The sequence below is a fragment of the Winogradskyella sp. genome (assembly GCF_003712105.1).
Classification (GTDB): Bacteria; Bacteroidota; Bacteroidia; order Flavobacteriales; family Flavobacteriaceae; genus Winogradskyella.
Map to the genome: position 1 here is coordinate 444,930 of NZ_RHLG01000002.1, position 23,733 is coordinate 468,662.

27 protein-coding genes are annotated in these 23,733 nt (G+C 35.1%); 20 read left to right on the forward strand and 7 right to left on the reverse strand.

Annotated features, from left to right (window positions below; translation table 11 throughout):
• Position 1 precedes the first annotated feature (1 nt).
• Positions 2-820, reverse strand: a complete 819-nt coding sequence (gene panB, locus ED556_RS06525) for a 3-methyl-2-oxobutanoate hydroxymethyltransferase (RefSeq protein WP_296320980.1) — start codon at positions 818-820, stop codon at positions 2-4.
• A 108-nt stretch (positions 821-928) separates the two neighbouring features.
• On the opposite strand from panB, the gene ED556_RS06530 reads away from it, so the two are divergent.
• The gene (locus tag ED556_RS06530; RefSeq protein ID WP_296320982.1) at positions 929-1,402 is read left to right on the forward strand and encodes a nuclear transport factor 2 family protein; all 474 of its coding nucleotides are present in this window, start codon (positions 929-931) and stop codon (positions 1,400-1,402) included.
• Here ED556_RS06530 and ED556_RS06535 read toward each other — a convergent pair.
• Both ED556_RS06535 and ED556_RS06540 read right to left on the reverse strand, forming a co-directional pair.
• Entirely contained in the window at positions 1,399-2,823 is a 1,425-nt protein-coding gene (locus tag ED556_RS06535; protein WP_296320985.1) for an L-serine ammonia-lyase, read from the reverse strand. The two genes, ED556_RS06530 and ED556_RS06535, sit on opposite strands and share 4 nt — an antisense overlap.
• 117 nt (positions 2,824-2,940) lie before the next feature.
• Positions 2,941-3,444 (reverse strand): hypothetical protein, encoded by a 504-nt coding sequence (locus tag ED556_RS06540; protein ID WP_296320988.1) that lies wholly within the window; start codon positions 3,442-3,444, stop codon positions 2,941-2,943.
• A 197-nt stretch (positions 3,445-3,641) separates the two neighbouring features.
• Here ED556_RS06540 and dnaK point away from each other — a divergent pair, with 197 nt between their 5' ends.
• The 7 genes from dnaK (at position 3,642) to ED556_RS06575 (ending at position 10,959) form a co-directional block, all read left to right on the forward strand.
• On the forward strand, positions 3,642-5,549 hold the full coding sequence (gene dnaK / locus ED556_RS06545; RefSeq protein WP_296320991.1) for a molecular chaperone DnaK: 1,908 nt from the start codon (positions 3,642-3,644) through the stop codon (positions 5,547-5,549).
• A 112-nt stretch (positions 5,550-5,661) separates the two neighbouring features.
• Entirely contained in the window at positions 5,662-6,885 is a 1,224-nt protein-coding gene (locus tag ED556_RS06550) for a class I SAM-dependent rRNA methyltransferase (RefSeq protein WP_296320995.1), read from the forward strand.
• Between the two features lie 55 nt (positions 6,886-6,940).
• Complete coding sequence (locus ED556_RS06555) at positions 6,941-7,888, forward strand: nitronate monooxygenase (protein ID WP_296320998.1); 948 nt, start codon at positions 6,941-6,943, stop codon at positions 7,886-7,888.
• Between the two features lie 115 nt (positions 7,889-8,003).
• Positions 8,004-8,351, forward strand: coding sequence for a YciI family protein (locus tag ED556_RS06560; RefSeq protein ID WP_296321000.1), 348 nt, complete (start codon positions 8,004-8,006; stop codon positions 8,349-8,351).
• Entirely contained in the window at positions 8,351-9,595 is a 1,245-nt protein-coding gene (locus tag ED556_RS06565; protein WP_296321002.1) for a sigma-70 family RNA polymerase sigma factor, read from the forward strand. Before ED556_RS06560 ends, ED556_RS06565 begins: the two co-directional genes overlap by 1 nt.
• A 60-nt stretch (positions 9,596-9,655) precedes the next feature.
• Positions 9,656-10,549: a hypothetical protein gene (locus tag ED556_RS06570; RefSeq protein ID WP_296321003.1), complete on the forward strand. Its 894-nt coding sequence runs from the start codon at positions 9,656-9,658 to the stop codon at positions 10,547-10,549.
• An 11-nt stretch (positions 10,550-10,560) separates the two neighbouring features.
• Positions 10,561-10,959 (forward strand): VOC family protein, encoded by a 399-nt coding sequence (locus tag ED556_RS06575; protein WP_296321006.1) that lies wholly within the window; start codon positions 10,561-10,563, stop codon positions 10,957-10,959.
• Between the two features lie 53 nt (positions 10,960-11,012).
• Here the strand turns inward: ED556_RS06575 and ED556_RS06580 are convergent, their stop codons facing one another.
• The gene (locus ED556_RS06580) at positions 11,013-11,867 is read right to left on the reverse strand and encodes a GyrI-like domain-containing protein (RefSeq protein ID WP_296321008.1); all 855 of its coding nucleotides are present in this window, start codon (positions 11,865-11,867) and stop codon (positions 11,013-11,015) included.
• Positions 11,868-12,144: 277 nt separating this feature from the next.
• Between ED556_RS06580 and ED556_RS06585 the strand changes: the two genes are divergently transcribed.
• From ED556_RS06585 to ED556_RS06605, 5 genes are all read left to right on the forward strand, one after another.
• Positions 12,145-13,083 carry an AraC family transcriptional regulator gene (locus ED556_RS06585; RefSeq protein WP_296321010.1) on the forward strand — a complete coding sequence of 313 codons (939 nt, stop codon included), beginning with the start codon at positions 12,145-12,147 and terminating at the stop codon, positions 13,081-13,083.
• 73 nt (positions 13,084-13,156) lie between these two features.
• Positions 13,157-14,119 (forward strand): NAD(P)-dependent oxidoreductase, encoded by a 963-nt coding sequence (locus ED556_RS06590; protein WP_296321013.1) that lies wholly within the window; start codon positions 13,157-13,159, stop codon positions 14,117-14,119.
• A 6-nt stretch (positions 14,120-14,125) separates the two neighbouring features.
• Positions 14,126-14,542 carry a DUF2147 domain-containing protein gene (locus tag ED556_RS06595; RefSeq protein WP_296321016.1) on the forward strand — a complete coding sequence of 139 codons (417 nt, stop codon included), beginning with the start codon at positions 14,126-14,128 and terminating at the stop codon, positions 14,540-14,542.
• Between the two features lie 56 nt (positions 14,543-14,598).
• Positions 14,599-14,901, forward strand: coding sequence for an antibiotic biosynthesis monooxygenase (locus ED556_RS06600; protein WP_296321018.1), 303 nt, complete (start codon positions 14,599-14,601; stop codon positions 14,899-14,901).
• Positions 14,902-14,992: 91 nt separating this feature from the next.
• Positions 14,993-15,313: a YtxH domain-containing protein gene (locus tag ED556_RS06605; protein WP_296321021.1), complete on the forward strand. Its 321-nt coding sequence runs from the start codon at positions 14,993-14,995 to the stop codon at positions 15,311-15,313.
• A gap of 52 nt (positions 15,314-15,365) precedes the next feature.
• Here ED556_RS06605 and ED556_RS06610 read toward each other — a convergent pair whose 3' ends face one another.
• Positions 15,366-15,929 carry a GNAT family protein gene (locus ED556_RS06610; RefSeq protein ID WP_296321024.1) on the reverse strand — a complete coding sequence of 188 codons (564 nt, stop codon included), beginning with the start codon at positions 15,927-15,929 and terminating at the stop codon, positions 15,366-15,368.
• A gap of 73 nt (positions 15,930-16,002) precedes the next feature.
• Positions 16,003-16,641 (reverse strand): esterase, encoded by a 639-nt coding sequence (locus ED556_RS06615; RefSeq protein WP_296321027.1) that lies wholly within the window; start codon positions 16,639-16,641, stop codon positions 16,003-16,005.
• Between the two features lie 53 nt (positions 16,642-16,694).
• On the opposite strand from ED556_RS06615, the gene ED556_RS06620 reads away from it, so the two are divergent.
• From ED556_RS06620 to ED556_RS06640, 5 genes are all read left to right on the forward strand, one after another.
• Positions 16,695-17,120, forward strand: a complete 426-nt coding sequence (locus tag ED556_RS06620; protein WP_296321029.1) for a hotdog fold thioesterase — start codon at positions 16,695-16,697, stop codon at positions 17,118-17,120.
• On the forward strand, positions 17,121-18,233 hold the full coding sequence (locus tag ED556_RS06625) for a chorismate-binding protein (RefSeq protein WP_296321032.1): 1,113 nt from the start codon (positions 17,121-17,123) through the stop codon (positions 18,231-18,233). It abuts the gene before it with no gap.
• 35 nt (positions 18,234-18,268) lie between these two features.
• The gene (locus ED556_RS06630) at positions 18,269-20,026 is read left to right on the forward strand and encodes a thiamine pyrophosphate-binding protein (protein WP_296321035.1); all 1,758 of its coding nucleotides are present in this window, start codon (positions 18,269-18,271) and stop codon (positions 20,024-20,026) included.
• A 150-nt stretch (positions 20,027-20,176) separates the two neighbouring features.
• Positions 20,177-20,515 carry a DUF2853 family protein gene (locus tag ED556_RS06635; protein ID WP_296321038.1) on the forward strand — a complete coding sequence of 113 codons (339 nt, stop codon included), beginning with the start codon at positions 20,177-20,179 and terminating at the stop codon, positions 20,513-20,515.
• 98 nt (positions 20,516-20,613) lie between these two features.
• Entirely contained in the window at positions 20,614-21,444 is an 831-nt protein-coding gene (locus ED556_RS06640; RefSeq protein ID WP_296321040.1) for a S1-like domain-containing RNA-binding protein, read from the forward strand.
• Here ED556_RS06640 and ED556_RS06645 read toward each other — a convergent pair.
• Entirely contained in the window at positions 21,437-21,844 is a 408-nt protein-coding gene (locus ED556_RS06645) for a hypothetical protein (protein ID WP_296321043.1), read from the reverse strand. The genes ED556_RS06640 and ED556_RS06645 overlap by 8 nt on opposite strands.
• Positions 21,845-21,961: 117 nt before the next feature.
• Between ED556_RS06645 and ED556_RS06650 the strand changes: the two genes are divergently transcribed.
• On the forward strand, positions 21,962-22,801 hold the full coding sequence (locus tag ED556_RS06650; protein WP_296321045.1) for a 1,4-dihydroxy-2-naphthoyl-CoA synthase: 840 nt from the start codon (positions 21,962-21,964) through the stop codon (positions 22,799-22,801).
• Between the two features lie 16 nt (positions 22,802-22,817).
• Positions 22,818-23,723 carry a 1,4-dihydroxy-2-naphthoate octaprenyltransferase gene (gene menA / locus ED556_RS06655; protein ID WP_296321049.1) on the forward strand — a complete coding sequence of 302 codons (906 nt, stop codon included), beginning with the start codon at positions 22,818-22,820 and terminating at the stop codon, positions 23,721-23,723.
• Positions 23,724-23,733 lie beyond the last annotated feature (10 nt).

The following is a 23,733-nucleotide window of genomic DNA, read 5'->3' on the forward strand; positions in this document are numbered from 1 at the left end:
TTTAATACTGTTCTTTATCGTTAGGAAAATCTTGAGATTTTACATCTTCAACATACTGACCAATAGCTTTGGTCATGTCTTCGTAAAGATTCATGTAACGTCTTAAAAAACGCGGATTAAACTCATGTGTCATTCCAATCATGTCGTGTAGTACAAGAACTTGACCATCTACACCATCGCCAGCACCAATACCAATTATAGGAATCGAAACACTTTCAGCAACTTCTTTTGCTAGTGCAGCTGGTATTTTTTCTAAAACAATAGCAAAGCAACCTATTCTTTCTAGCATTTTTGCATCTTCTTTAAGCTGCAAAGCTTCTTGTTCTTCTTTGGCTCTAACTGTGTAAGTCCCAAATTTGTATATCGATTGCGGTGTTAATCCTAAATGTCCCATAACAGGTATACCAGCGTTCAGGATTCGTTTTATTGAATCTTTTATTTCTTTGCCACCTTCAAGTTTTACGGCATGTCCGCCAGACTCTTTCATGATTCGTATAGCAGAACGCAAAGCTTCTTTTGGATCGCTTTGGTAAGTTCCAAAAGGTAAATCCACCACAACTAATGCTCTGTCAATTGCTCTAATCACAGATGATGCATGATAAATCATTTGGTCTAATGTGATTGGTAATGTTGTTTCGTGACCCGCCATAACATTACTAGCAGAGTCACCAACTAGTATAACATCAACTCCAGCACCATCAACAATTTTTGCCATGGTATAATCGTATGCCGTAAGCATAGATATTTTTTCATCATTAGACTTCATGTCTACTAATGATTTCACGGTAACGCGTTTGTATTCCTTTTTTGCTACAGACATAGATTAGGTGAATTAGTGAACGGTAAAAATAATGAGTTTTGTTAAACTTTTGTTTAACTTTAATATGAAATGCATTTTTGACGGTATTTTGAAAGAAATTAACTCATCATGAAAAAATATACGCTATTCGCCATTACACTATTATTCGTAAGTTTTGGTTTTTCTCAAAATTCTGAAGAAGAAAACGTGAAAGAAACTATTATTGAATTCTTTGATGCATTCCATAAGCAAGATACTGTTAAGCTTAAGAGCATGGCAAAAGGAAATGTTCAATTACAGTCTATCTCTAAGAATAAAGAAGGCAAAACCAGATTAAGCGAAAATGATTACAATCAGTTTGTAAGAAGTATTGCCGGTATTCCTAAAGACAAAACTTTTGAGGAAAAATTACTTGGATTTGATATTAAAATTGATGGTAACATGGCCAATGCTTGGACACCATACGAGTTTTGGTTTGATGGAAACTTTAGCCATTGTGGTGTAAACTCTTTTCAACTTGTAAAGGTAGAGGAAGACTGGAAAATTATCTATTTGGTGGATACCAGAAGACGACAAGGCTGTAAAGCTATGACTAAGAACTAACAGTCGCTTAAGTTTACTTGTACTGCTAAGCCACCTTCACTTGTTTCTTTATATTTGGAAGCCATATCCTTGGCTGTTTCCCACATTGTTGCAATTACCTTATCCAGAGGTATTTTGGTATCTTTTGGATTTCTATCTAAAGCCATTTCGCAGGCGTTAATAGCTTTAATAGCGCCCATAGCATTGCGCTCAATACAAGGAATTTGAACCAATCCACCAATTGGGTCACAGGTTAACCCTAAGTGATGCTCCATAGCTATTTCGGCAGCGATAAGAACTTGTTCAGGAGAGCCACCCATAAGTTCTGTTAATGCACCAGCAGCCATTGCAGAAGATACACCAATCTCAGCCTGACAGCCACCCATAGCCGCAGATATGGTTGCTCCTTTTTTAAATAAACTTCCGATTTCTCCTGCTACTAAAAGAAACTTTTTAATATCATCAAAATTCCCATCATGATTTTCGATAACCAAGTAATACATCAAAACGGAAGGAATAACACCAGCACTACCATTTGTTGGTGCCGTGACTACACGTCCCAAAGAGGCGTTTACTTCATTTACAGCCAAAGCAAAGCAGGATACCCATTTTAAAATCTGCCTAAACTTTACTTCGGTATTTCTAATAGCGTATATCCATTCGACAGCATTATTGTATGGTGTATCTCCTTTAAGTTTTTTGTGCGTCTCGTATGCTCTACGAATTACATTAAGTCCACCAGGTAAAATACCTTCAGTATGGCAGCCGACATACATACTATCGAGCATTACATCCCAAATAGCTTTTAATTTATCGTCTATTCTATCAGGGTCACGTAATGACAATTCATTTTTTAAAACCAGTTCGCTAATAGATACACCTTGTGTATTGCAATAGGCTAAGAGTTCTGTAGCTTTCTCAATAGGGAAAGGAAGTGTGTTGAATTTCTCAATTTGTCGCTTAGCACGTTTACGTTCTTCTTGTACCACAAATCCACCACCAATAGAATAATAGGTGTCTGTAACTTCTTTACCGTTGCGTAAAATGGCTTTAAAAGTCAACCCATTAGGATGAAAATCTAAGAATGCTCTATTAAAAACAATACTTTCATTAAAATTAAAGGGAATCAGTTTTTCTGAATTTAATTTTAAGGTATTACTGTCTTTTAAATCGTCAATTGCATTGGTAATATTTTCTATGGGATAAGTTACTGGGTCAGTACCTAATAATCCCATAACTACAGCAATATCCGTGGCATGACCTTTACCAGTTAAAGCAAGAGAACCATACAATTCCACCGAAACACTTGCAACCATGGTAAACTCTTCTTCTCGCTGCAATTTTTCAATCCAAGATTTTGCAGCTCTCCAAGGTCCAAGCGTATGCGAACTTGAAGGTCCAACACCAATACTCAGCATGTCAAAAACAGAAATACTTTCCATTTATAAGATTGATTTTGTTAGTGCAAATATAGATGTTGTTTAAGTAAGGTTTTGAATAATGCCAAATAAAAAAGCCTGAAAATAGTTTCAGGCTTTGTAATATATTTTATTTGATAATTATCGTCTTGGAAAGCTATCTATATTATATAGTTCCATTACATTATTAATATCTGAATAGTCTACTCGTCCAACATTATCTGCTGGTACTACTACCACTCTAAATACTTGGTCTTGCGTCCATACATCATCAAGGTTATCAAGATCAGAACCTTCAAGGAAGAAGCGTACATCTAACTGTGTGAAATCAAAATTATATACAAGATCATTTCCATCTTGGAAGATTATAGTTTGTGGCATTAATCGCCATACATCTTGTCCATTGATGGTATCCCAAAGAATATAAACTAAGGTAACGTCAGTAGGAAATACATCAAATCCGTAAGGTTCTATAAATTCAAAATTGTTCGCAGCATTAAAGTCAACTACAATTTCAAACGCTGAAGAAGCTATAATAGCGCCATCTTGTCCATCAAAGCCATCAAATCCCGGAGGTCCTTGTGGGCCTTCACAAGCAGTAAATAGTAATCCAAAAACAGTAATTAGGGTAAGTATGCGTTTCATAATAAAGAGAGTTTTTCTTTTATCGTATCAAATGTCATACCATAAATCTCATAGGATTTTTTTGTTTTAAATTTTTTATGTGACATGATGTCATATTTTTTCTACTGGCATAATCATTGACATAAACAAATCGAATTAAAATTGAATCATATTATAATTTCTGCGTAAGCGGAAACTTTTAAAACTATAAACAAACTATGAGTAAGATTATTGGAATCGATTTAGGTACAACAAACTCTTGTGTTTCAGTAATGGAAGGTAATGAGCCTGTTGTAATCCCTAATGCAGAAGGTAAAAGAACAACACCTTCAGTTATTGCTTTTGTTGAAGGTGGCGAAATTAAAGTTGGTGACCCAGCTAAGCGTCAGGCAGTAACAAACCCTACAAAAACAGTTTATTCTATTAAACGTTTTATGGGTAATAAATATTCAGAATCTAAAAACGAAGCAGAACGTGTACCATATAAAGTGGTAAAAGGTGATAACGATACGCCTCGTGTGGATATCGATGGTCGTCTATACACACCACAAGAATTATCAGCGATGATTCTTCAAAAAATGAAGAAAACTGCTGAAGATTATTTAGGAGCAGATGTTAGTAGAGCTGTAATTACTGTACCGGCTTACTTTAACGATGCGCAACGTCAAGCGACAAAAGAAGCTGGTGAAATAGCAGGACTTAAAGTAGAGCGTATTATTAATGAGCCTACAGCTGCGGCATTAGCTTACGGTATGGATAAAAAAGGTACTGACCAAAAAATCGTAGTATTCGATTTTGGTGGTGGTACGCATGATGTATCTATCCTTGAACTAGGTGACGGTGTATTCGAAGTATTATCAACTGATGGTGATACACATTTAGGTGGTGATGATGTTGATGAAAGAATTATAGACTGGTTAGCTGAAGAATTCATTGCTGACGAAGATATGGACTTACGTAAAGACCCAATGGCTTTACAACGTCTTAAAGAAGCTGCTGAAAAAGCTAAGATAGAATTATCATCGTCTTCACAAACAGAGATTAATTTACCATATGTAACGGCTACAGCTAGTGGTCCTAAGCACTTAGTACGTACATTATCTCGTGCTAAATTTGAGCAATTAATTGACGATTTAATCAAAAGAACAATAGAGCCATGTGAAACTGCATTAAAATCTGCAGGATTATCAAAATCTGATATTGATGAGGTCATTCTAGTAGGTGGTTCTACACGTATTCCTGCGGTACAAAAAGCAGTTGAAGATTTCTTCGGTAAGGCACCAAGCAAAGGTGTTAATCCAGACGAAGTTGTATCTCTTGGTGCTGGTATTCAAGGTGGTGTATTAACAGGTGATGTTAAAGACGTATTACTATTAGACGTAACACCATTATCTCTTGGTATCGAAACTATGGGTAACGTAATGACTAAGCTTATTGATGCTAACACTACGATTCCTACTAAGAAGTCGCAAGTGTTCTCAACAGCAGCGGACAATCAGCCATCGGTAGAGATTCACGTATTACAGGGTGAGCGTCCAATGGCAGCAGATAACAAAACTATTGGTCGTTTCCACTTAGATGGAATTCCACCAGCAAAACGTGGTGTACCACAGATCGAGGTAACTTTCGATATTGATGCTAATGGTATTATTAAAGTATCTGCAGAAGACAAAGCTACTGGTAAAAAACAAGATATCCGTATCGAAGCCTCTTCTGGATTAACAGAAGAAGAAATCGAAAAGATGAAAGCGGAGGCTGAGGCAAATGCAGAAGCAGATGCTAAAGCAAAAGAAACTGCTGAAAAGTTAAATCAAGCTGATGCTATGATTTTCCAAACTGAAAATCAATTATCTGAGTTTGGTGATAAATTATCTGACGATAAGAAAAAGCCAATCGAAGATGCTCTTGAAGAACTTAAGAAAGCATACGAGACTAAAGATTTAGCAGTTATAGAACCGGCTTTAGAAAAAATCAACGAAGCTTGGAAAGTAGCTAGCGAGGAAATGTATAAAGCACAAGCAGAGGCTCAAGGAGGTGCTGCTGGTCCTGATGCAGGAGCTGCACAAGGTCAAGCAGAAGCCGAAGGCGATAACGTTGAAGACGTAGACTTCGAAGAAGTGAAATAAGTTTGTCATACTGAACTTGATTCAGCATCTCAAAATACACAAAGCGCAATCCTAAACTGGGTTGCGCTTTTTATTATAATAAACTGTTATTTTGCAATTAGATAATTAATGCATGTCATTTTTAGAAAAAATTAGCACCACGTACCAACCTAAACGACTCGCGGTAAAACTTAATGCTAAAGGAGAACAGTCTGTTGTAAAAGGCCATCCGTGGGTGTTTTCGAATAGCATCGTTAAGATTAATGATGCCGCTAAAACAGGTGATTTAGCAATTGTTTTCAGTAAAAACAAAAATAAAGTCATTGGATTAGGACTATACGATGCTGCTTCACCAATACGGATTAAAATGCTCATTAATAGTCCTGCAAACATCAATTCAGAATTCTTTCAAGAGCAAATCAAAAACGCATATCAAAAACGAGAAGAACTTTTAAAAACCAATACCAACAGTTACCGTTTGTTATTCGGTGAGAATGATGGTTTTCCTGGGTTAATAGCTGATGTGTATGCAGAGGTTTTAGTTGTTAAATTGTATTCTGAAATATGGTTACCGTATTTAGAAACAATATTACACAGCCTGCAGCAAGTCTCTAATTCAAAAACTGTTGTTGTCCGTTTAAGTCGTGGGTTACAAAATAGCTCAAATCATAATTTAAATGATGGTGATGTTGTTTATGGAACACTAGAAAACGAAACTATACAGTTCGTTGAGCATGGTGTCAACTTTTCTGCTAATGTTATTAAAGGGCATAAAACGGGCTATTTCCTAGACCATCGTGAAAATAGGAGACGTGTTGGTGAGCTAAGCAAAGGAAAAACAGTATTGGATGTTTTCTCGTATGCAGGCGGATTTTCGGTACATGCTTTGGCAAATGGAGCGGATGAGGTGACAAGTTTGGATATAAGTAAGCAAGCTTTAGATATTGCTCGAGAAAATGGAAAATTAAATTCGTATTCGGGCATTCATAAGACCATTTCAGGAGATGCATTTCAAGAACTAAAAAGTTTAATCAATAAAGGCAAACGCTACGATGTTGTGGTTATAGACCCACCAAGTTTTGCCAAGCAGCAATCAGAAGTAGAACTGGCAAAGAAGAAATATGCACAACTTGCTGAATTAGGAGCAAAGCTTACTGCTAAAAAAGGACTTTTGGTTTTAGCATCATGTTCATCAAGAGTATTAGCGCAATCTTTTTTTGATATTAATATCCAAACATTAAGACATTACGGGCGCATGTTTAATACGGTCTTAAAAACCCATCATGATAGTGATCATCCAGTGACGTATCCAGAAGGTGCTTATCTTAAATGTGGCTATTATCAGTTTTTAGATTAAAGTGTTATGCACGCATAATATATTTCTGTATATTTGAAAAAACAATTTACTGGCAATGCAAACCAAATTAACAGAACTACTCGGAATTAAATATCCAATTATACAAGCACCAATGTTTTTGGTATCTAATGTAGCAATGGTTACTGAAGCAATGAAAGCTGGAATTGCTGGTTGTATACCTGCACTTAATTACAGAACATTAGATGAACTCAGAGCTGCAATTAGAGAATTAAAAGCCAATAAAGTTGAAGGTGGTTCTTTTGGTTTTAATCTCATCGTTAATAAATCTAACATTAAATACAAAGGGCAATTAGAAGTGATTTGTGAAGAAGGTTGTGATTTTATTATTACATCACTTGGAAGTCCAGAAGAAACAATAAAGCAAGCTCATAAAGTCGGTATTAAGGTGTTTTGTGATGTGGTTGATTTGAAGTTTGCTAAAAAAGTAGAAGGTTTAGGTGCAGATGCTGCTATTGCTGTTAATAATGAAGCTGGTGGACACCGTGGTAATTTATCACCAGAAGAACTCACCGGGTTATTAAACAAGGAATTATCAATTCCGGTGATATCTGCTGGAGGTGTTGGTAAACGAGATGATATTGATAAGATGTTGAGTTACGGTGCAGCAGGTGTTTCTGTTGGAAGTCCGTTTATTGCTTCAACTGAAGCCAATGTTACAGATGAATATAAGCAGGCTTGTGTAGATTACGGCGCTGAAGATATTGTAATGACCGAGCGTATTTCTGGCACACCATGTACAGTGATTAATACGCCTTATGTTCAAAAGATAGGTACGAAACAAACAGCTATAGAACGAATTTTAAACAAAAACCGTAAGCTCAAAAAATGGGTGAAGATGATACGTTTTTCTATTGGTATGAAAGCCACAGAGAAAGCAGCTAAAAAAGCAACATACAAAACGGTTTGGGTTGCTGGTCCTAGCATAGAACATACTACAGCTATACTTCCAGTGAAGGATATTGTGGCTAAACTTATCGGATAATTTCTCTTTTTATTTACTCACAAAAGTTTATATCTTCATAAAGTTTTTTAAAAAGTTGTCCCCTTTATTTTTCTCTTAAACGTCATAAGGGTATAAACACTAAATTTTAGAACATATGAAAAATTTTATGATGATTTTTATCGGTGCAGATTATGCTGATTTAGGTCTTTCACCAGAGGAATTACAAAACAGAATGGGAAAATGGTTTGCTTGGGGACACAAAATGGAACAAGCAGGAATCCTTAGAGGCGGAGAAGCTTTAACGCCACAAATACGAAGAATAGTTGGCGAAAACAGAACAGTCACAGATTTAACCTCTGCTGAGGTTAAGGAAATCGTTGGTGGTTACTACACCGTTGAAGCCAAAGATTTTGATGCTGTACAAGACATAGCACGAGACTTTCCAGATTATGATTTAGGCGGAACAGTAGAGATTCGTGAAATTATGGTCTTTGATAAATAATGGAACATAAAGACATAGACCATCTATTTCGCCATCATAGTGGAAAGATGGTCTCTGTTTTAACTCGAATTTTCGGTTTAGCACATCTTGATATTATTGAAGATGCTGTACAAGATACCTTTCTTAAAGCTAGCGTAAGTTGGCGTAAACAACAACCAGACTATCCCGAAGCTTGGCTGACTAAAGCGGCTAAAAATAGGGTTCTAGATATCTTCAGAACTTTAAAAACACAACAGAAACATATTGGTCAATTATCTACTGGTACAGATGCTATTGCCATTAATGAGCTTTTTCTAGATAAAGAAATTGAAGATGCACAATTGCGGATGATTTTTACGGCATGTCATCCAAAACTCGATCCCCGAGATCGAATTTCTTTTTCACTAAAAACGGTTTCAGGATTTAGTACTAAAGAAATTGCCTCTGCATTGCTCACCAAAGACGAAACGATTAAGAAGCGTCTGATGCGTGCGAGAAAATCAATTCAAAAAGCAGATTTAAAATTTTCTATTCCTCAGGGAAAAGCACTCAAAGAACGTTTAGAAACTGTTATGGAAGTGCTCTACTTGATCTTTAATGAAGGTTTTCATTCAAACAAAAAAGAACAATTAATCAGAGAAGATTTGTGTGGTGAAGCCATGCGTTTATGTCAATTATTACTGAAGCATGAAACCACACGACAGCCTAAAGTTTATGCGCTATTTGCGCTGATGTGCTTTCATTCAGCACGATTAGCTTCAAAAACCAATATCAATAATGAAGTTTTAGATTTAAAACATCAAGACAGAACGCAGTGGCATTTTCCTTTGGTACAATTAGGTAATACTATGATGAATAAAGCTGTAGACACTGAAGAGTTTTCATCATATCACTACGAAGCCGCGATTGCTGCTGAGCATTTAAAAGCACATTCTTTTGAAGACACTGATTGGGATAAGATTTTACAATGGTATCTATCGCTTTACGAGCTGCAACCCATGCCATCGCATGTATTGACTATGGCAGTAATATGCCTTCAGAATAACGATTATAAAAGTGCCGAATCGTACTTCAAAAAATTAGATCCAGACACTTTAGAGCAACGAAAATATTTATACTACGGCGCAAAAGCAGATTATTACAAGGCTACAAACAATCTTAAATCTGCACTCGAACATATCGGTAAAGCCATCAACTATGTTAATAACGACTTGGAAAAGCAGTATCTCTTAAAAAAACAAGCGGCTTGGTTAAAAGAAACTTAATGCGCTCATCCATAATCGTATTTTGGTGTATATTAAAGTGATTAATTTACCAAACACATCATGATTCGGAATATTACACTCGTTTTTATAGCCTTAGCTGTATTAAGTTGCTCAGAACAAAAAGAACCCTTAGCCAAAATAGGGTATGTCTCATACGCTTCAGGTAGTGCAGACATTTATCTTATGGATATGGATGGCAGTAATGTTGAGCAAATCACAAATTCTAGTGAGAATAATAGTTTTCCGTTTCAGATAGATGCTAAAACAATTGGGTTTACTAAGATGGATAAAGACCGAAATCAAACGGCTTACCAAGTAAATATTTACACCAAAGAAGAAAAACCTTATCAAGAACAGCTCATAGTCGAAGACGGCAAATGGCAAGAAAAAAGTAATAATGGCCGATATGTAGCCTTTGTAAAATCTAACGATTATAGAGATAGAGAGTTGTATGTCTACGATTCAGAAATGAGTACTGAAAAGCAAATCACCTCGCATAAAGATTCCATAACTATGGCATATTCTATTAACCATAGTTGGTCATCGGACGATAAAAAATTGCTCTTTATGAGCGGACCAGACTGGTACAACCAATACATTCGCTATTATGATATGGACAAGGATACCATTATTACGGTTACAGATAGAGGCTATATGAATTCTGGATTGCTGTGGGCAAATGATGATATGTTGGTGGCCAATCTTAAGATAAGAGACAAAACATTGTACGAGTTATATAGTGTAGAGCTCGAAACTGGTAAAGTAAAGCAATTAACCGATAGTATTAATTTGCACCCTAATATTTCGCCTAATAAGAAGACCATTGTTTTTGAATCGCAACGTAATGACGACGGCGATATTTATACCATGAATCCTGATGGGTCTAATCTTAAACGAGTGACTACAACCAAAGGTTACGAAGGAAGAGCATTTTGGTTTCAAACAGAAGAGTAAAATAGAACGATATGAAAAGAATTGCACCACAATGGATCGTTGAAAACGTAGCAGCTTCTGTAGAGTTCTATTCGCAGAAGTTAGGGTTTACTATCGATTTTTTAGGTAAAAAACCTTTGTTTGCTATCATTTCTCGAGGCGATGTATCGTTGATGTTGCGTCAATTGAAACAACCTAATTTTTCTCGTCCAAACCGAAAACCATTTGTAGAAGCTGGTTGGCATACGGATGGCGCAGAAGCTTGGGATGCCTATGTTTGGGTTGATGAGGTTGATGCTTTATATAATGAGTTCAAGTCGAAAAATGTTTCCATCGTAAAGGAGATTCAGAATACAGAATATGGTAACCGAGATTTTGAGATTGAAGATTTAGACGGTTACATCTTGTGTTTTGGTGAATCTATAGACTAACTCTTCAATAAAAACATCAGAGCCTAAACTTAATTAAGCTCTGATACTTCATTTTATTTAATAGGAATATAAAACTCTGTTTTCAGTTTTTCTTCGGCAACACGATCTGGATTGCTTATGTAGCGTTCACGTACTGGTGCATCCCGTAACTCGTAATCGGTGTCTAGCAACCAATCGTTAAACATATAGTCGTATACCTCTGCAAAGTATTTGTAGCTGCCTTGATATAAGAATACGGCAAATTTTCCGCCTTTAAGTGTTTTTACACCAACGTCGCCATTTGGTTTGGCATCTTTATGTATTATTAGGCAGGCATCATAGCGTGTTTTATCTATCTCAGTCACATTTGGATCATCATGAGGTAAGCCTAGCATTTGTATGCCCTTGGTAAATAGTTTTTGGGCTTTGATTTCGCCCCAAAGTTTTTGCCATGCCATTGGATAATCTAGCGTTCTATAATCGCCTTGCATACTGTAGTACAAACATGTGTTGTCTTCTAAATCTTGGATTTTTGGTTTCTTAATGTTGAGTTTTGTTTTCATACTGTTCGTTGTTTTGATGACTAATTGTTTTTTCAAGCGATGTTCACTTGGTGAAATACCAAAGTGATTTTTAAAAGCTTTAGACAACGACGACGGTGTTTCAAAACCCACATTATAAGCAATGGCTTCAATAGAAGTTGTAGAATAGCGCAACATTTTAGCTGCAGTTTCTAAGCGCGTCTTGGTAATATAGGCACCAATAGGTTCACCAAGTAACGCTCTTGTAATTCTATGAAAATGAAATGGAGAAAAATGCGAAAGCTCAGCCAAATGCTTAATATCTATTTTAGAATCTAAGTGATTATGGATGTAATCCACAACGGTGTTTAGCTGCTCTTGATAGATGTGTTTGGATGCTTTTTTCATCGTTTTCTAATACTTTGAAAACAAAACTATAAGCAAATGTACATAACTACTTTTCCAATCTTGCTAAACTGAAAAATTTCTATTTTTTATGTAGGTGATTTGTTGATAACGGTTTATAAGTCAGTGTTTTTGCTGTTGAAATTTTAAATGTAAAAATATAACTTCGTTTTTCAAACGATATAAACCATTACTAACAATTCATATCTTAATGATAAGCGCACTTTCAATTCTCCACCAATTCCTTACCTTAGCTTAAGTTGCGATTACTTGCGTAATAATGAACTTCAAAATAGACATCAGGCATAATATTATACATCAATTTTCAGATCAAATGGGTGCTAAGGTTATTGATTATACATTGACCTTACCAGCAAATTTTGGTACTGGCCAAATGGAATTGTCTGTGTTTCCAAATCAAATAGAATTATACCATTTAAAGTGCAATGTTCATGAGGTTGTAGAAATGCAATCAACCAATCCAAAGCATAGTGAGTGGTTACTATTTAATATTAACCTTTCTAATTCTGCGGTAAAGAAAACTGTAAACAATCAGGAAATTAATTTTCAGAAGTTTCTGCCGTCTGGTATATTGTTTTATACGCCAGATACTAATGTATTTAGCTCTAATCCCAAAAATCTTGATTTTGAGATAGTTCTTATAAGAATCCACAAAGACTTTTTTAAACAATTTGATAGTGATACTATTTTCAATCTGAGACATTCTGAAAACGCAATTATTTATGAGGATCTAGATTATAATCTGGAAAGTGTTTTATCTAGTGTACTGCAGCATAAGGCTAATAAAATCAGAGCTAATGCCTTTTTAATGCAATTTTTAGCAGATATCATTGATAAACTAAAGAGTAGAGAATTACCTTCAAATTACGAGCATTTGCATCCTCTAGATTTAAAAGGATTGTTTATGGCGTCTGCGCATTTAAGAAATCCATTGGCACCTAACATTCCTTCCGTGAAACAACTAGCTGAAATTGCTGGTATGGGCACAACAAAGTTTAAAACTACCTTTAAACAAGTATTCGGGAAAGCACCAATACAATACCACAAAAAAATTAAGTTCGATTATGCCAAAAGAGAATTAGAGAGTAAGCGTAAATCTGCAAGCGAACTTAGCTATGAATTAGGGTATTCTCATCCTTCAAAATTTACAAGTGCTTTCAAAAAAATCTTTGGCAACGTTCCTTCTGCGTATAACTAAAAACGTCTTATTGGTATAACAGAACGACTTTTTAAGCTAACCTCCTGGATTTTATTCTCTATAGTTTTATGCTATGAAAATATTTATAACAGGAGGCTCTGGTTTTGTAGGGCAAAGTATTATACCGATACTTATTAAAAATGGGTTTGAAATTTTTGCTCTAGCAAGAAGTGTAGAATCTGCTGAGAAAGTAAAATCGCTGGGAGCAACACCAGTACGAGACGATTTAACATCGCTGTCTAAATCCACAGAAAATGCCCTAAAGGAATGTGATTATGTGATCCATTCGGCAGCTCATATGGATCTAACTTACGATAAAGCATTGTTTTACAAAATCAATGTAGAGGCTACCAAAGACTTACTCATCAAATCAAAAACGAACGGAATTAAAAAGTTTATTTACATCAGCGCAGCACCTGTAGTACCGGGCTCGCCGATAATAAACTTAGCTGAAAAAGATGCAGGTAAAGGGCTACCAAAGGCATTGTATCCAAAAACTAAAGCCATTGCAGAACAACTCGTTTTAAAGGCAAACGATGCTACGTTTATGACACTATCGCTTCGTCCACCGGCTATTTGGGGTCCAGATAATCATCATTACGATGATTTGTTAGACAACGTAAAGAATGGTAAATGGCGATGGATTGGTGGAGGTCACCAGATTTTATCTACTATCCATGTGAAAAATTTAGCGAGTGCCATAATCGCTGCTTTTAAATCTGAGAAAGGCGGACAAGCTTACTTTATAACAGACGGCGATAGGAGATCTGTAAGAGAGACGTTTACGGCGATTTTAAATGCTGAAGGACTTGATGCAGGCGACAAGGAACTTCCACGAAGCGTGGCATTATTTTTTGCGCATGTATTTGGAGGCCTATGGAAAATTTTAGGACTAAAATCAAGACCACCAGTTATGCCATTGATGATTAGGTTAATGGGAACGGAATTTTCAGTATCTGACCAAAAAGCAAGAACCGAGTTAGGATATGAAAATGTCATTGATTTTCAACAAGGTATTAAAGAATTAAAATCATAGCATAACATGAAAAAAATAGCAGTCTACTTAGTATTAAGCGCTTTTGTTTCAGTTTTATTTCCTCAAACAAAGGCTGATAAAATAATTGGAGAATATTGGACAGAAACCAAAGAAGGAAAAATTGAAATCTTTAAAAAAGACAATAAATATTTTGGTAAAATTATGTGGCGGAAAGATGCGCGTTTAGATACCGAGAATCCTGATGAAAATCTTAGAGACAGAAGTGTTATAGGAGTTGTATTTATGAAAGACTTTGTGTTTAAAAAAGACAAATGGGTAGGTGGTGAAGTGTATTCCATAGAAAATGGCGGTACGTATTCCGGTAAAATGTGGCTTGAAAATAACGACGACACACTTAAAATGAGAGGTTATTTGGGTCTGTCTCTATTTGGAAAAACCGCAACCTTTACAAGAGTAGAATAATAATTTCCGCCAATTGCGTAACTTAGCTTTAGCTGTAATTAATTTAAATAGAGATTATGATTGCTAGAGTATGGCAAGGAAAAACGAGGTTAGAACATTCGGACATCTACACGAAGATTATTGAGGAACGCGATATGCCTAATTACCGAAAAACTCATGGATTTGTAAAACTTTCGTTTTTGAAACGCTCAGACGATGAATTCACCTATTTTAAGCTATTAACCTATTGGAGTGATTTGGATGCCATAACAAATTTTACTGGACCAAATTATGATGAGCCTAAATTTTATGATGACGATGCACAGTATTTGGTAGACTTTCCCGGAAGCGTATCTCATTACGAGGTTTTTGCATCATAAGCCTATTAAAACCTGATTACGAATTAGTTTGTAACAATTTGTTACTTGGCGCTACATATAAGTTAGTTACATTAATCAAAAACAAAAAATCATGGTACAATTTAAAGGTGCACTGATATTAGGTGCTTTAATAGGAACAGGAATAGGTGTGTTGATTGCACCAGAAAAAGGAAGCAAAACAAGATCTAAGCTTAAGACAGAAGGCATTGCAGTAAAAGACCAAATCGTAGCCGATTTTAAAGAAGTTAAAGAAGACGTGTCTAAAGCAGCTACTTCTGGCAAAGAAAAGTTTAAAGAAGAGGCAAAAGACTTTAAGATAAGAGCAAGCAAGCAAGCTGAAAAAGCCATTACCTTTTTAGAAAAGCAATTGGCAGCACTTAAAGAAAAGAACAAAACATTACAGACTAATTAAAAAATGGATGTCTGAACGAGCGAATTTCATTTTATGAAATTTATATCGAGAACTAAAAAATGGTCGACCTTATGGTTGGCCATTCTTCTTTTAGGATACCATAGCAACAGGTGCTTCTCCTGTAACCATCTTTCATTACCGTGTCTTTGCGTAAAATACCTTCAAGCGTAGCACCCAATTTTTCAACAGCGCGTCTCGATTTTACATTACGATCATCTATTCTGAATTCTACTTTTTCAAACTCAAGAGTTTCAAACGCATATTGAAGCATTAAAAACTTCATATTTCCATTTAAGCCAGTGCCTTGAAACTCATGTCCAATCCAGGTCCAACCTATATGTAGCAACTTATTTTTCCAATTAATAAGTCCAAATCGGGTAGAACCGGCATATTTCTGGTATTGCTTATCATACACAATAAAAGGAATTATGGTTTTGTCGTGATAACCATCAACGGCTAATTGCACATAGCTTTTCAAATTTTCAGGTGTAGAAATATTTGATGGCGAATAGTATATAAGATCTTTCTCCTGCGCAATATCAAGGAGATTCTGATAATTATCCATTGTCAATACGGACAATTTTACGCGGTTATTTTCTAAGATTGGTACTTCCATATGTTGTCATTCCTGCGAAAGCAGGTATCTGTTTTTTATTGTTGTGGATTCCTGTCTACACAGGAATGAAATATTATACCAGTTTATTAACGTAATCTACATTTACGATATGTTTGCCTTCAAACGGAAGAATTTCAAGTCTTTCGCCAAAAAGTGCTTTAGCTCTTTCCTCTTCATACGCTACACGCTCGGCATTTAAAAATTCGTCTTGAGTTCCGTAAATCAACTTAACGTTACAGTCTGTGTTTAGATATTCAAAATCTTCGGCATTTAATTCCTTTGGTATTCCACCAGAATGTAATACCAATTGGTTGCATTGTAATTGTCGTTTTACCGCAAATCTCGTAGCGATGCTAACACCTTGTGAATACCCAAAAACAATAAGGTTTTTATCTTCTGGTATAGATTCAGCATCAAAAAGTACATCTAAGTAACTTAGGATAGATGCCATACCCATTGCCGTATTATCACGTGTTAGCCAATTAGCACCCACATGCATTTTAGGTTGTATGTAGTATTTACTCGGTGCTTGTGGCGCTACGATGTAATTTTCTTCAGGATTTAAATCTTTAAAATATTTCAAAAAATAACGACTTAAATAACCCATACCATGAAACACTAGCCACACATTTTTGGTCTGCTCAGTTAAGTGGTTTAGAGTAGCGTAAGAATTTTTTGCAACGAAAGTGATTTCTTTTTCTTCCAGATTCATTTTTACTAGTACTTTCAGTATTTTTGTTTTCCGATCTAAAAGTAGTCATTACTATGCAGATATCTAAAGAAGTTTTACTTCAAAAAGCTAATGAAGCTAGCAAAAATACCTTGATGGAAACTCTAGACATAGAGATTGTTGATTTTACTGAAGATACTCTTACTGCGCGCATGCCAGTAACGCCAAGAGTTCATCAGCCAGATGGTGTTTTGCATGGTGGTGCTACTGCTGCTTTAGCAGAAAGTGTTGGTAGTTTTGCATCGCATATTTTTACAGATAGAGATAACTTTTTTGTGCGTGGATTAGAGATTACTGCTAATCATTTAAAGAGTGTAAAAGAAGGTTATATTTTTGCTAGAGCTTCTTTTTTACATCGCGGTCGAACCACACAATTATTAGATATCAGAATTACCGACGACGCGGAGAATTTGATTTCTATTTGTCGATTATCTACAATTACATTACCAAAAACAAAGTAAATGGATGAGGTCTCTTTTTTTGAAGCTCTAGAGCATCAATATGCCTCAAAATTACCTTTTGTGGTATATAGTCGACCAATAAATTCTATTATTAAATGTTGGTTGCAACATGATGATACTTTGCATACCACCAAAGATTTTGAAGATAGCGGTTTTGTATTTGCACCTTTTGATTTAGATGAAGCAGCTATTGTTTTTCCAGAAGCTAAATGCGAAAACCATGCGCTCGAAATTCAAAATTTAGAGATTGAAGATAGTTTTACAAATTCCTCAGTATCTAAGTCTTATGGAAAAGATATTCATATTGATTTAGTCTCAAAAGGTATCGACAGTATAAAAAAAGGTGAGTTAGAGAAAGTGGTGTTATCGCGATCCGAAAACCGTAAGGTAACAAAGCATCCGCTAACTATTTTTAAAACGCTTTTTAATACCTACAAAAATGCGCTGGTGTATTGCTGGTATCATCCTAAAGTAGGTTTGTGGTTAGGTGCTACACCAGAATTATTATTTAAAGTTGAAGGACAACAACTCACATCTATATCACTTGCTGGTACTCAACCTTATAATCCAGAAGGACACCCAAATTGGACAGCTAAAGAATTAGAAGAGCAACAAATTGTAACTGATTTTTTGGTTAAAGAGTTAGAATCGTATACAAATAATACAAAAGTATCCGAAGTAGAAACGATAAGAGCTGGAAATCTTTGGCATTTAAAAAGTAGATTGGTGAGCAGGATTAATAGTCAATCTGAATTAAAATCGATTATTAACATATTACATCCAACGCCTGCGGTTTGTGGATTTCCTAAAGCTAAAGCCAAAGCATTTATTTTGCAACATGAAGACTATAATCGTGAATTCTACACTGGGTTTTTAGGCGAACTGAATCTTAAGGTGCATAAGTCTAGGAATGCCAATCGTAGAAATGTTGAAAACAACGCTTATAATTTTACTACGACGCAATCAAATTTCTATGTTAATCTGCGCTGTATGCAGATAATTGATAATACGGCTAAGATTTATATTGGTGGCGGAATTACTAAAGATTCGGTTGCTGATAACGAATGGAGAGAGACTCAGAATAAGGCCAAAACAATGGGTAATATATTGTAAACTTTCACTCTTAAATTTCGTATTTTTGTGTGCTGATGAAATATTCAAAAATTCCCTTAGCACAGACCGTTGTTACATTATGCAAAGCGCATAATATAAAGCAAATTATAATCTCTCCAGGAAGTAGAAATGCACCACTAACTATTGGGTTTACCCATGATGATTTTTTTAAATGCTATAGTATTGTTGATGAGCGTTGTGCAGCTTTTTTTGCGATGGGAATTGCACAACAAACCCAAGAGCCAACCGCGGTAGTTTGTACATCTGGTAGTGCACTTTTAAATTATTACCCGGCAGTTTCTGAGGCGTTTTATAGTCGTATTCCTTTAGTCGTGTTATCGGCCGATCGCCCAAAACATTTGGTAGACATTGGCGATGGACAAACCATAAAACAGAAGAATGTTTATGGCGAACATGTGGTCTATAGTGCCAATTTGAAACTCGATTTAAGAGCACATAACCAAGTGCAAGGCACTGAAGAGATTCCATTGTTTAAATCAATGGAAAACAAAGTGGAGAAGTTTTTAGGCTTGCAGCAAGATATTCAATCTAGTAATGAGCAAGAAATTCACAATGCTTTATCAAGTGCTGTCGAGAATTCTGGTCCAGTACATATCAATATCCCATTTGATGAACCTCTTTATGAAACTACGGATGAGTTGGCAATTCATCCCAAACCTTATACTACTATAAATTCTAAGTCTCAAGTTGACGAGAATGACATTAATACCTTATCAGAGATTTGGAATGCTTCTTCAAGGAAGATGATTTTAGTTGGTGTTTTACAACCCAATAGTATTGAGCACAAATGGCTTGATGAATTAGCTAAAGATGACAGTGTTATTATTTTAACGGAAACTACATCTAACTTGCATCATGAGAGTAATTTTCCTGAAATAGATAAGCTCATTGCCCCTTTAAATAGAAAAGAATTTGAAAGTCTACAACCGGAAGTGTTATTAACTTTTGGTGGATTAGTAGTCTCTAAAAAAGTAAAACGTTTTTTGAGAGATTACAGACCTAAACATCATTGGCATGTTAATGCGCATATTGCTAACGATACATTTTTCATTTTAGAAAAACATCTCAAGTGTTCTCCAAATTCGTTTTTTGAGGTTTTTTCTGAGAAGATTACACCTGTAGCATCTCACTATCAACCGTATTGGTTAGATGTTAGAACTAGACGTCGCAAACTGCATGACGATTATCTTAAAACCATTCCGTTTTCTGATTTTACAGTTTTCGATGCGCTACTAAAATCAATTCCTGAAAACAGTCGATTACAAATAGGCAATAGTTCAGCAATTAGATACACACAGTTATTTCAACTTAGAGATGATATCAAAGTGTTTTGTAATCGCGGTACAAGTGGTATAGATGGTAGCACAAGTACTGCCATTGGTGCAGCTGTAGCTTCAAAAGAGCGTGTCACTTTTATTACTGGTGATTTGAGTTTCTTCTACGATAGTAATGCACTTTGGAATAATTTTATCCCGAGTAATTTCAGAATTATCATAGTAAATAACAATGGTGGTGGTATTTTTAGAATATTACCTGGACATAAAAATACACCCAATTTTGATGAGTTTTTCGAAACTGAACATCAACTAACAGCTAAACAACTAGCTGAAATGTATGGGTTTGATTATTCTACTGCTAATGATAGTGGTACCTTACGGAACGCGTTAAAGTCATTTTATATAGATGGAAGAGGTCCAAAAATCCTTGAGGTTTTCACTCCGGCAAAACGCAATGATGAGGTGCTTTTAGAGTATTTCAACTTTATTAAGTAATGAGGTGTGACTTTTTCGTTTTTAGGGTGTCAAAAATATGCTTACCTTTAGTAAGTAATTATATTGCTAGAGACTTGTAAGTCAAAGCTTTAAATTTTAATAAAACATCTCGATTATCGAGTAATCTATAACTTTAAAATTCTAATTAAAATGAGTAAAAGAGACGAATTAATTGCAAAATATGCAGCTGATTTAAAAGACAAATGTGGTGTTAATCCTGATATGGATTTATTAACTAAAGTCACTGTTGGTTTAGGGCCATCAATTTATAAAGCTGATGCTTCAACAGTATCTGGTTCGGATGAGAAAGAGTTAGCAACAGTAAAGAATAGCTTTTTAATCAAAAAATTAGGTTTAAGTGAAAGTGATGATTTAGATGGTGCTATTGCATCTGTTATTAATACTTATGGTCAATCTAACCGTAACAAGTATAGAGCGGTAATCTACTACATGTTAACAAAGCATTTTAACAAAGAGTCTGCTTATTAGACTATGATTAACTAATACCCTAAGCGCTAGCATTTGTTTGTTAGCGCTTTTTCTTTTGATTTAATTTAGAATACGGATAATAAGAATACCTTTGCGCCATGATAAAACTTGGAGAATACAATACACTTACGATTTTAAGAGATACAGAACCTGGTTTATTTTTAGGTGATGCTAACGACAATGAAATTTTATTGCCAAATCGATATGTACCAGAGGAATTTGAAATAGGAGACACCTTAAATGTATTTGCTTATTTAGATAATGAAGAACGACCTGTAGCAACAACCGATAAACCGTATATTGAGAAAGGTAATTTTGCATTATTACGTTGTAATCAAGTCAATAAATACGGTGCTTTTTTAGATTGGGGTTTAGTGAAAGAACTTTTTTGCCCTTTTAAAGAACAGGCATTTAAAATGAAGGCTGGCGGCTGGTATTTGGTACATTGTTATCTCGATGAAGAAACAGAACGACTTGTAGCGTCTAGTAAAACAAATCGGTTTTTAGACAATAAAGAATTAACAGTACAGCGTTACGAAGAAGTTGACTTAATTGTGTCTCATCCATCAGACTATGGAATGAATGTTATTGTCAACAATACGCATTTAGGATTAGTTTTTAAAGATGACATCTATAAAGACATAAGTGTAGGTGATAAGCTTAAAGGTGTTGTAAAAAAGATAAGACCTGGAAATAAATTAGATATTTCTCTGAGTCAATTAGGGTATAGAAATATTGAACCAAGTGCAGAGACAGTACTTCAACTGTTAGAAGACAATAGTGGCTTTTTACCGTTTAACGATAAATCTTCACCTGAAGCAATTAAAGAAGAATTTCAGATGAGTAAGAAGAGTTTTAAAAAAGCTATTGGTTCGTTGTATAAATCTCGTCAAATTGAAATAAAAGAAGATGGCATTTACCTTAGGTAATGCTATTTAATATGTCTTTAGTCCAGTTAATAGCTTCATCCAAATCCTTAAAAATCCTTCGGTTAGATTCAAAGAAATGATTTTCTATTTCGAACACACCTTTACCAAATAAAGAGTTACAAACTACCGCATAAGCCTTGAGGTTAGGGAATGCTTCATTAAAGTGATGGGCATCATTAAGATTTATGGAGTATGCATTTTCTCTATTAGCAATGTATCCAAATGGTTGGCCCTTAAAATGAGATTTTATGGCTATTCCAATCTCATAAAAATTGTCGTAACTAATATCAATACCTTCATTAAAATGGGTAATTACATATTGGTCAGAAAGAAAAACACTTCCTAATTTAAAATTAAGAAGTGTATAATCACTATTATTAATCTCTATCTTATTATTCACTTCAAAAAAATGATAAGGCTGCAAATATACTATGCTTGCATAATAAAAACCAAATAAAATTTAGCCTCAAATCATTATTATTTATTCCTTATTTTTGCTCTTAAAATAATGAAGAAAATGAGTCATATAGATTGGAAAATTGCCAAATCTTATGAAGATATAACTTATAGCAAATGCAACGGAGTTGCTAGGATTGCATTTAATAGACCTAATGTACGAAACGCCTTTCGTCCAAAAACTACTTCAGAGCTTTACGATGCATTTTACGATGCAAACGAAGATGTAAATATAGGTGTTGTGCTGCTCAGCGCTGAAGGTCCATCTACTAAAGATGGTATTTGGAGTTTTTGCTCTGGTGGAGATCAATCCGCACGCGGTCATCAAGGCTATGTCGGTGACGATGGTTACCATCGTTTAAATATTCTTGAAGTACAGCGCCTCATTCGTTTTATGCCAAAAGCAGTAATCGCTGTTGTGCCAGGTTGGGCAGTTGGTGGAGGACATAGTTTGCATGTGGTATGCGATTTAACCTTAGCAAGTAAAGAACATGCTATTTTTAAGCAAACAGATGCAGATGTTACAAGTTTTGATGGTGGTTATGGATCTGCTTATTTGGCAAAAATGGTTGGTCAGAAAAAAGCCAGAGAGATTTTCTTCTTAGGACGAAATTATTCTGCTCAAGAAGCCTTTGAAATGGGTATGGTTAATGCTGTTATTCCACATTCTGAATTAGAAGAAACTGCTTACCAATGGGCGCAAGAAATATTAGCAAAATCACCAACATCAATTAAAATGTTGAAGTTTGCTATGAATCTAACTGATGACGGTATGGTAGGGCAGCAAGTATTTGCTGGCGAAGCTACTAGATTGGCATATATGACAGATGAAGCAAAAGAAGGTAGAGATGCGTTTTTAGAAAAGCGCAAGCCCAATTTTCCTAAAAAATGGATTCCGTAATTTCTGATTTAGGTTTATGAAAAAACTAAAACCATGGCTTTCTGCAATGCGATTACGAACATTGCCATTGTCTGTTTCGGGTATTATTATTGGCACTTGTTTATCAGCATATAATGGTAGATTTAATATCTGGGTTTTCATTTTAGCCGTGCTAACAACTGTAAGTTTACAGATCCTTTCAAATTTAGCTAATGATTATGGTGATGGAGTAAAAGGCACGGATAATGAAGATAGAGTAGGACCTACAAGAGCAATACAAAGTGGCGAAATTTCTCCTGAAGAAATGTTCGAAGCTATCAAGAAAAATATACTTATTGTTATTGCCTTAACGATATCTTTAATATACGTTGCTTTCGGACATACTAATTTTCTTTATGCCTTACTGATTATTTTTTTAGGTGGTTTATCAATTTACGCCGCAATAAATTATACTATGGGAGATTCGCCATACGGTTACAGAGCTTTAGGCGATGTTTTTGTATTTATCTTTTTTGGTTTTGTGAGTGTTTTGGGAACGTATTTGCTTAATGTTAAAACTATTGATCATCTGGTATTTTTACCTGCTATTGCTTTAGGTCTATTAAGTGTTGCAGTTCTTAATTTAAATAATATGCGAGATAGAGAAACTGATGCTAAAGTGGGTAAAATAACTGTTGCGGTTAAGCTTGGAAAACAAGGTTCAAAAAATTACCATTATTTTTTGGTCATTGGCGCTATGATTACAGCTTTGGTATTTAGTGTTCTATATTATGTAGAGCCATATAATTTTATGTTCCTAATAAGTTTTATTCCATTAATTAGTCATCTTAAAAAGATAAAAAAAGCAAACTTGCCTGATGATTTTGACAGTCAGCTTAAGGTATTGGCATTAACGACTTTTGTATTTTCTATTTTATTAGGTGTTGGATATTTATTGTATTAATACATTAAAA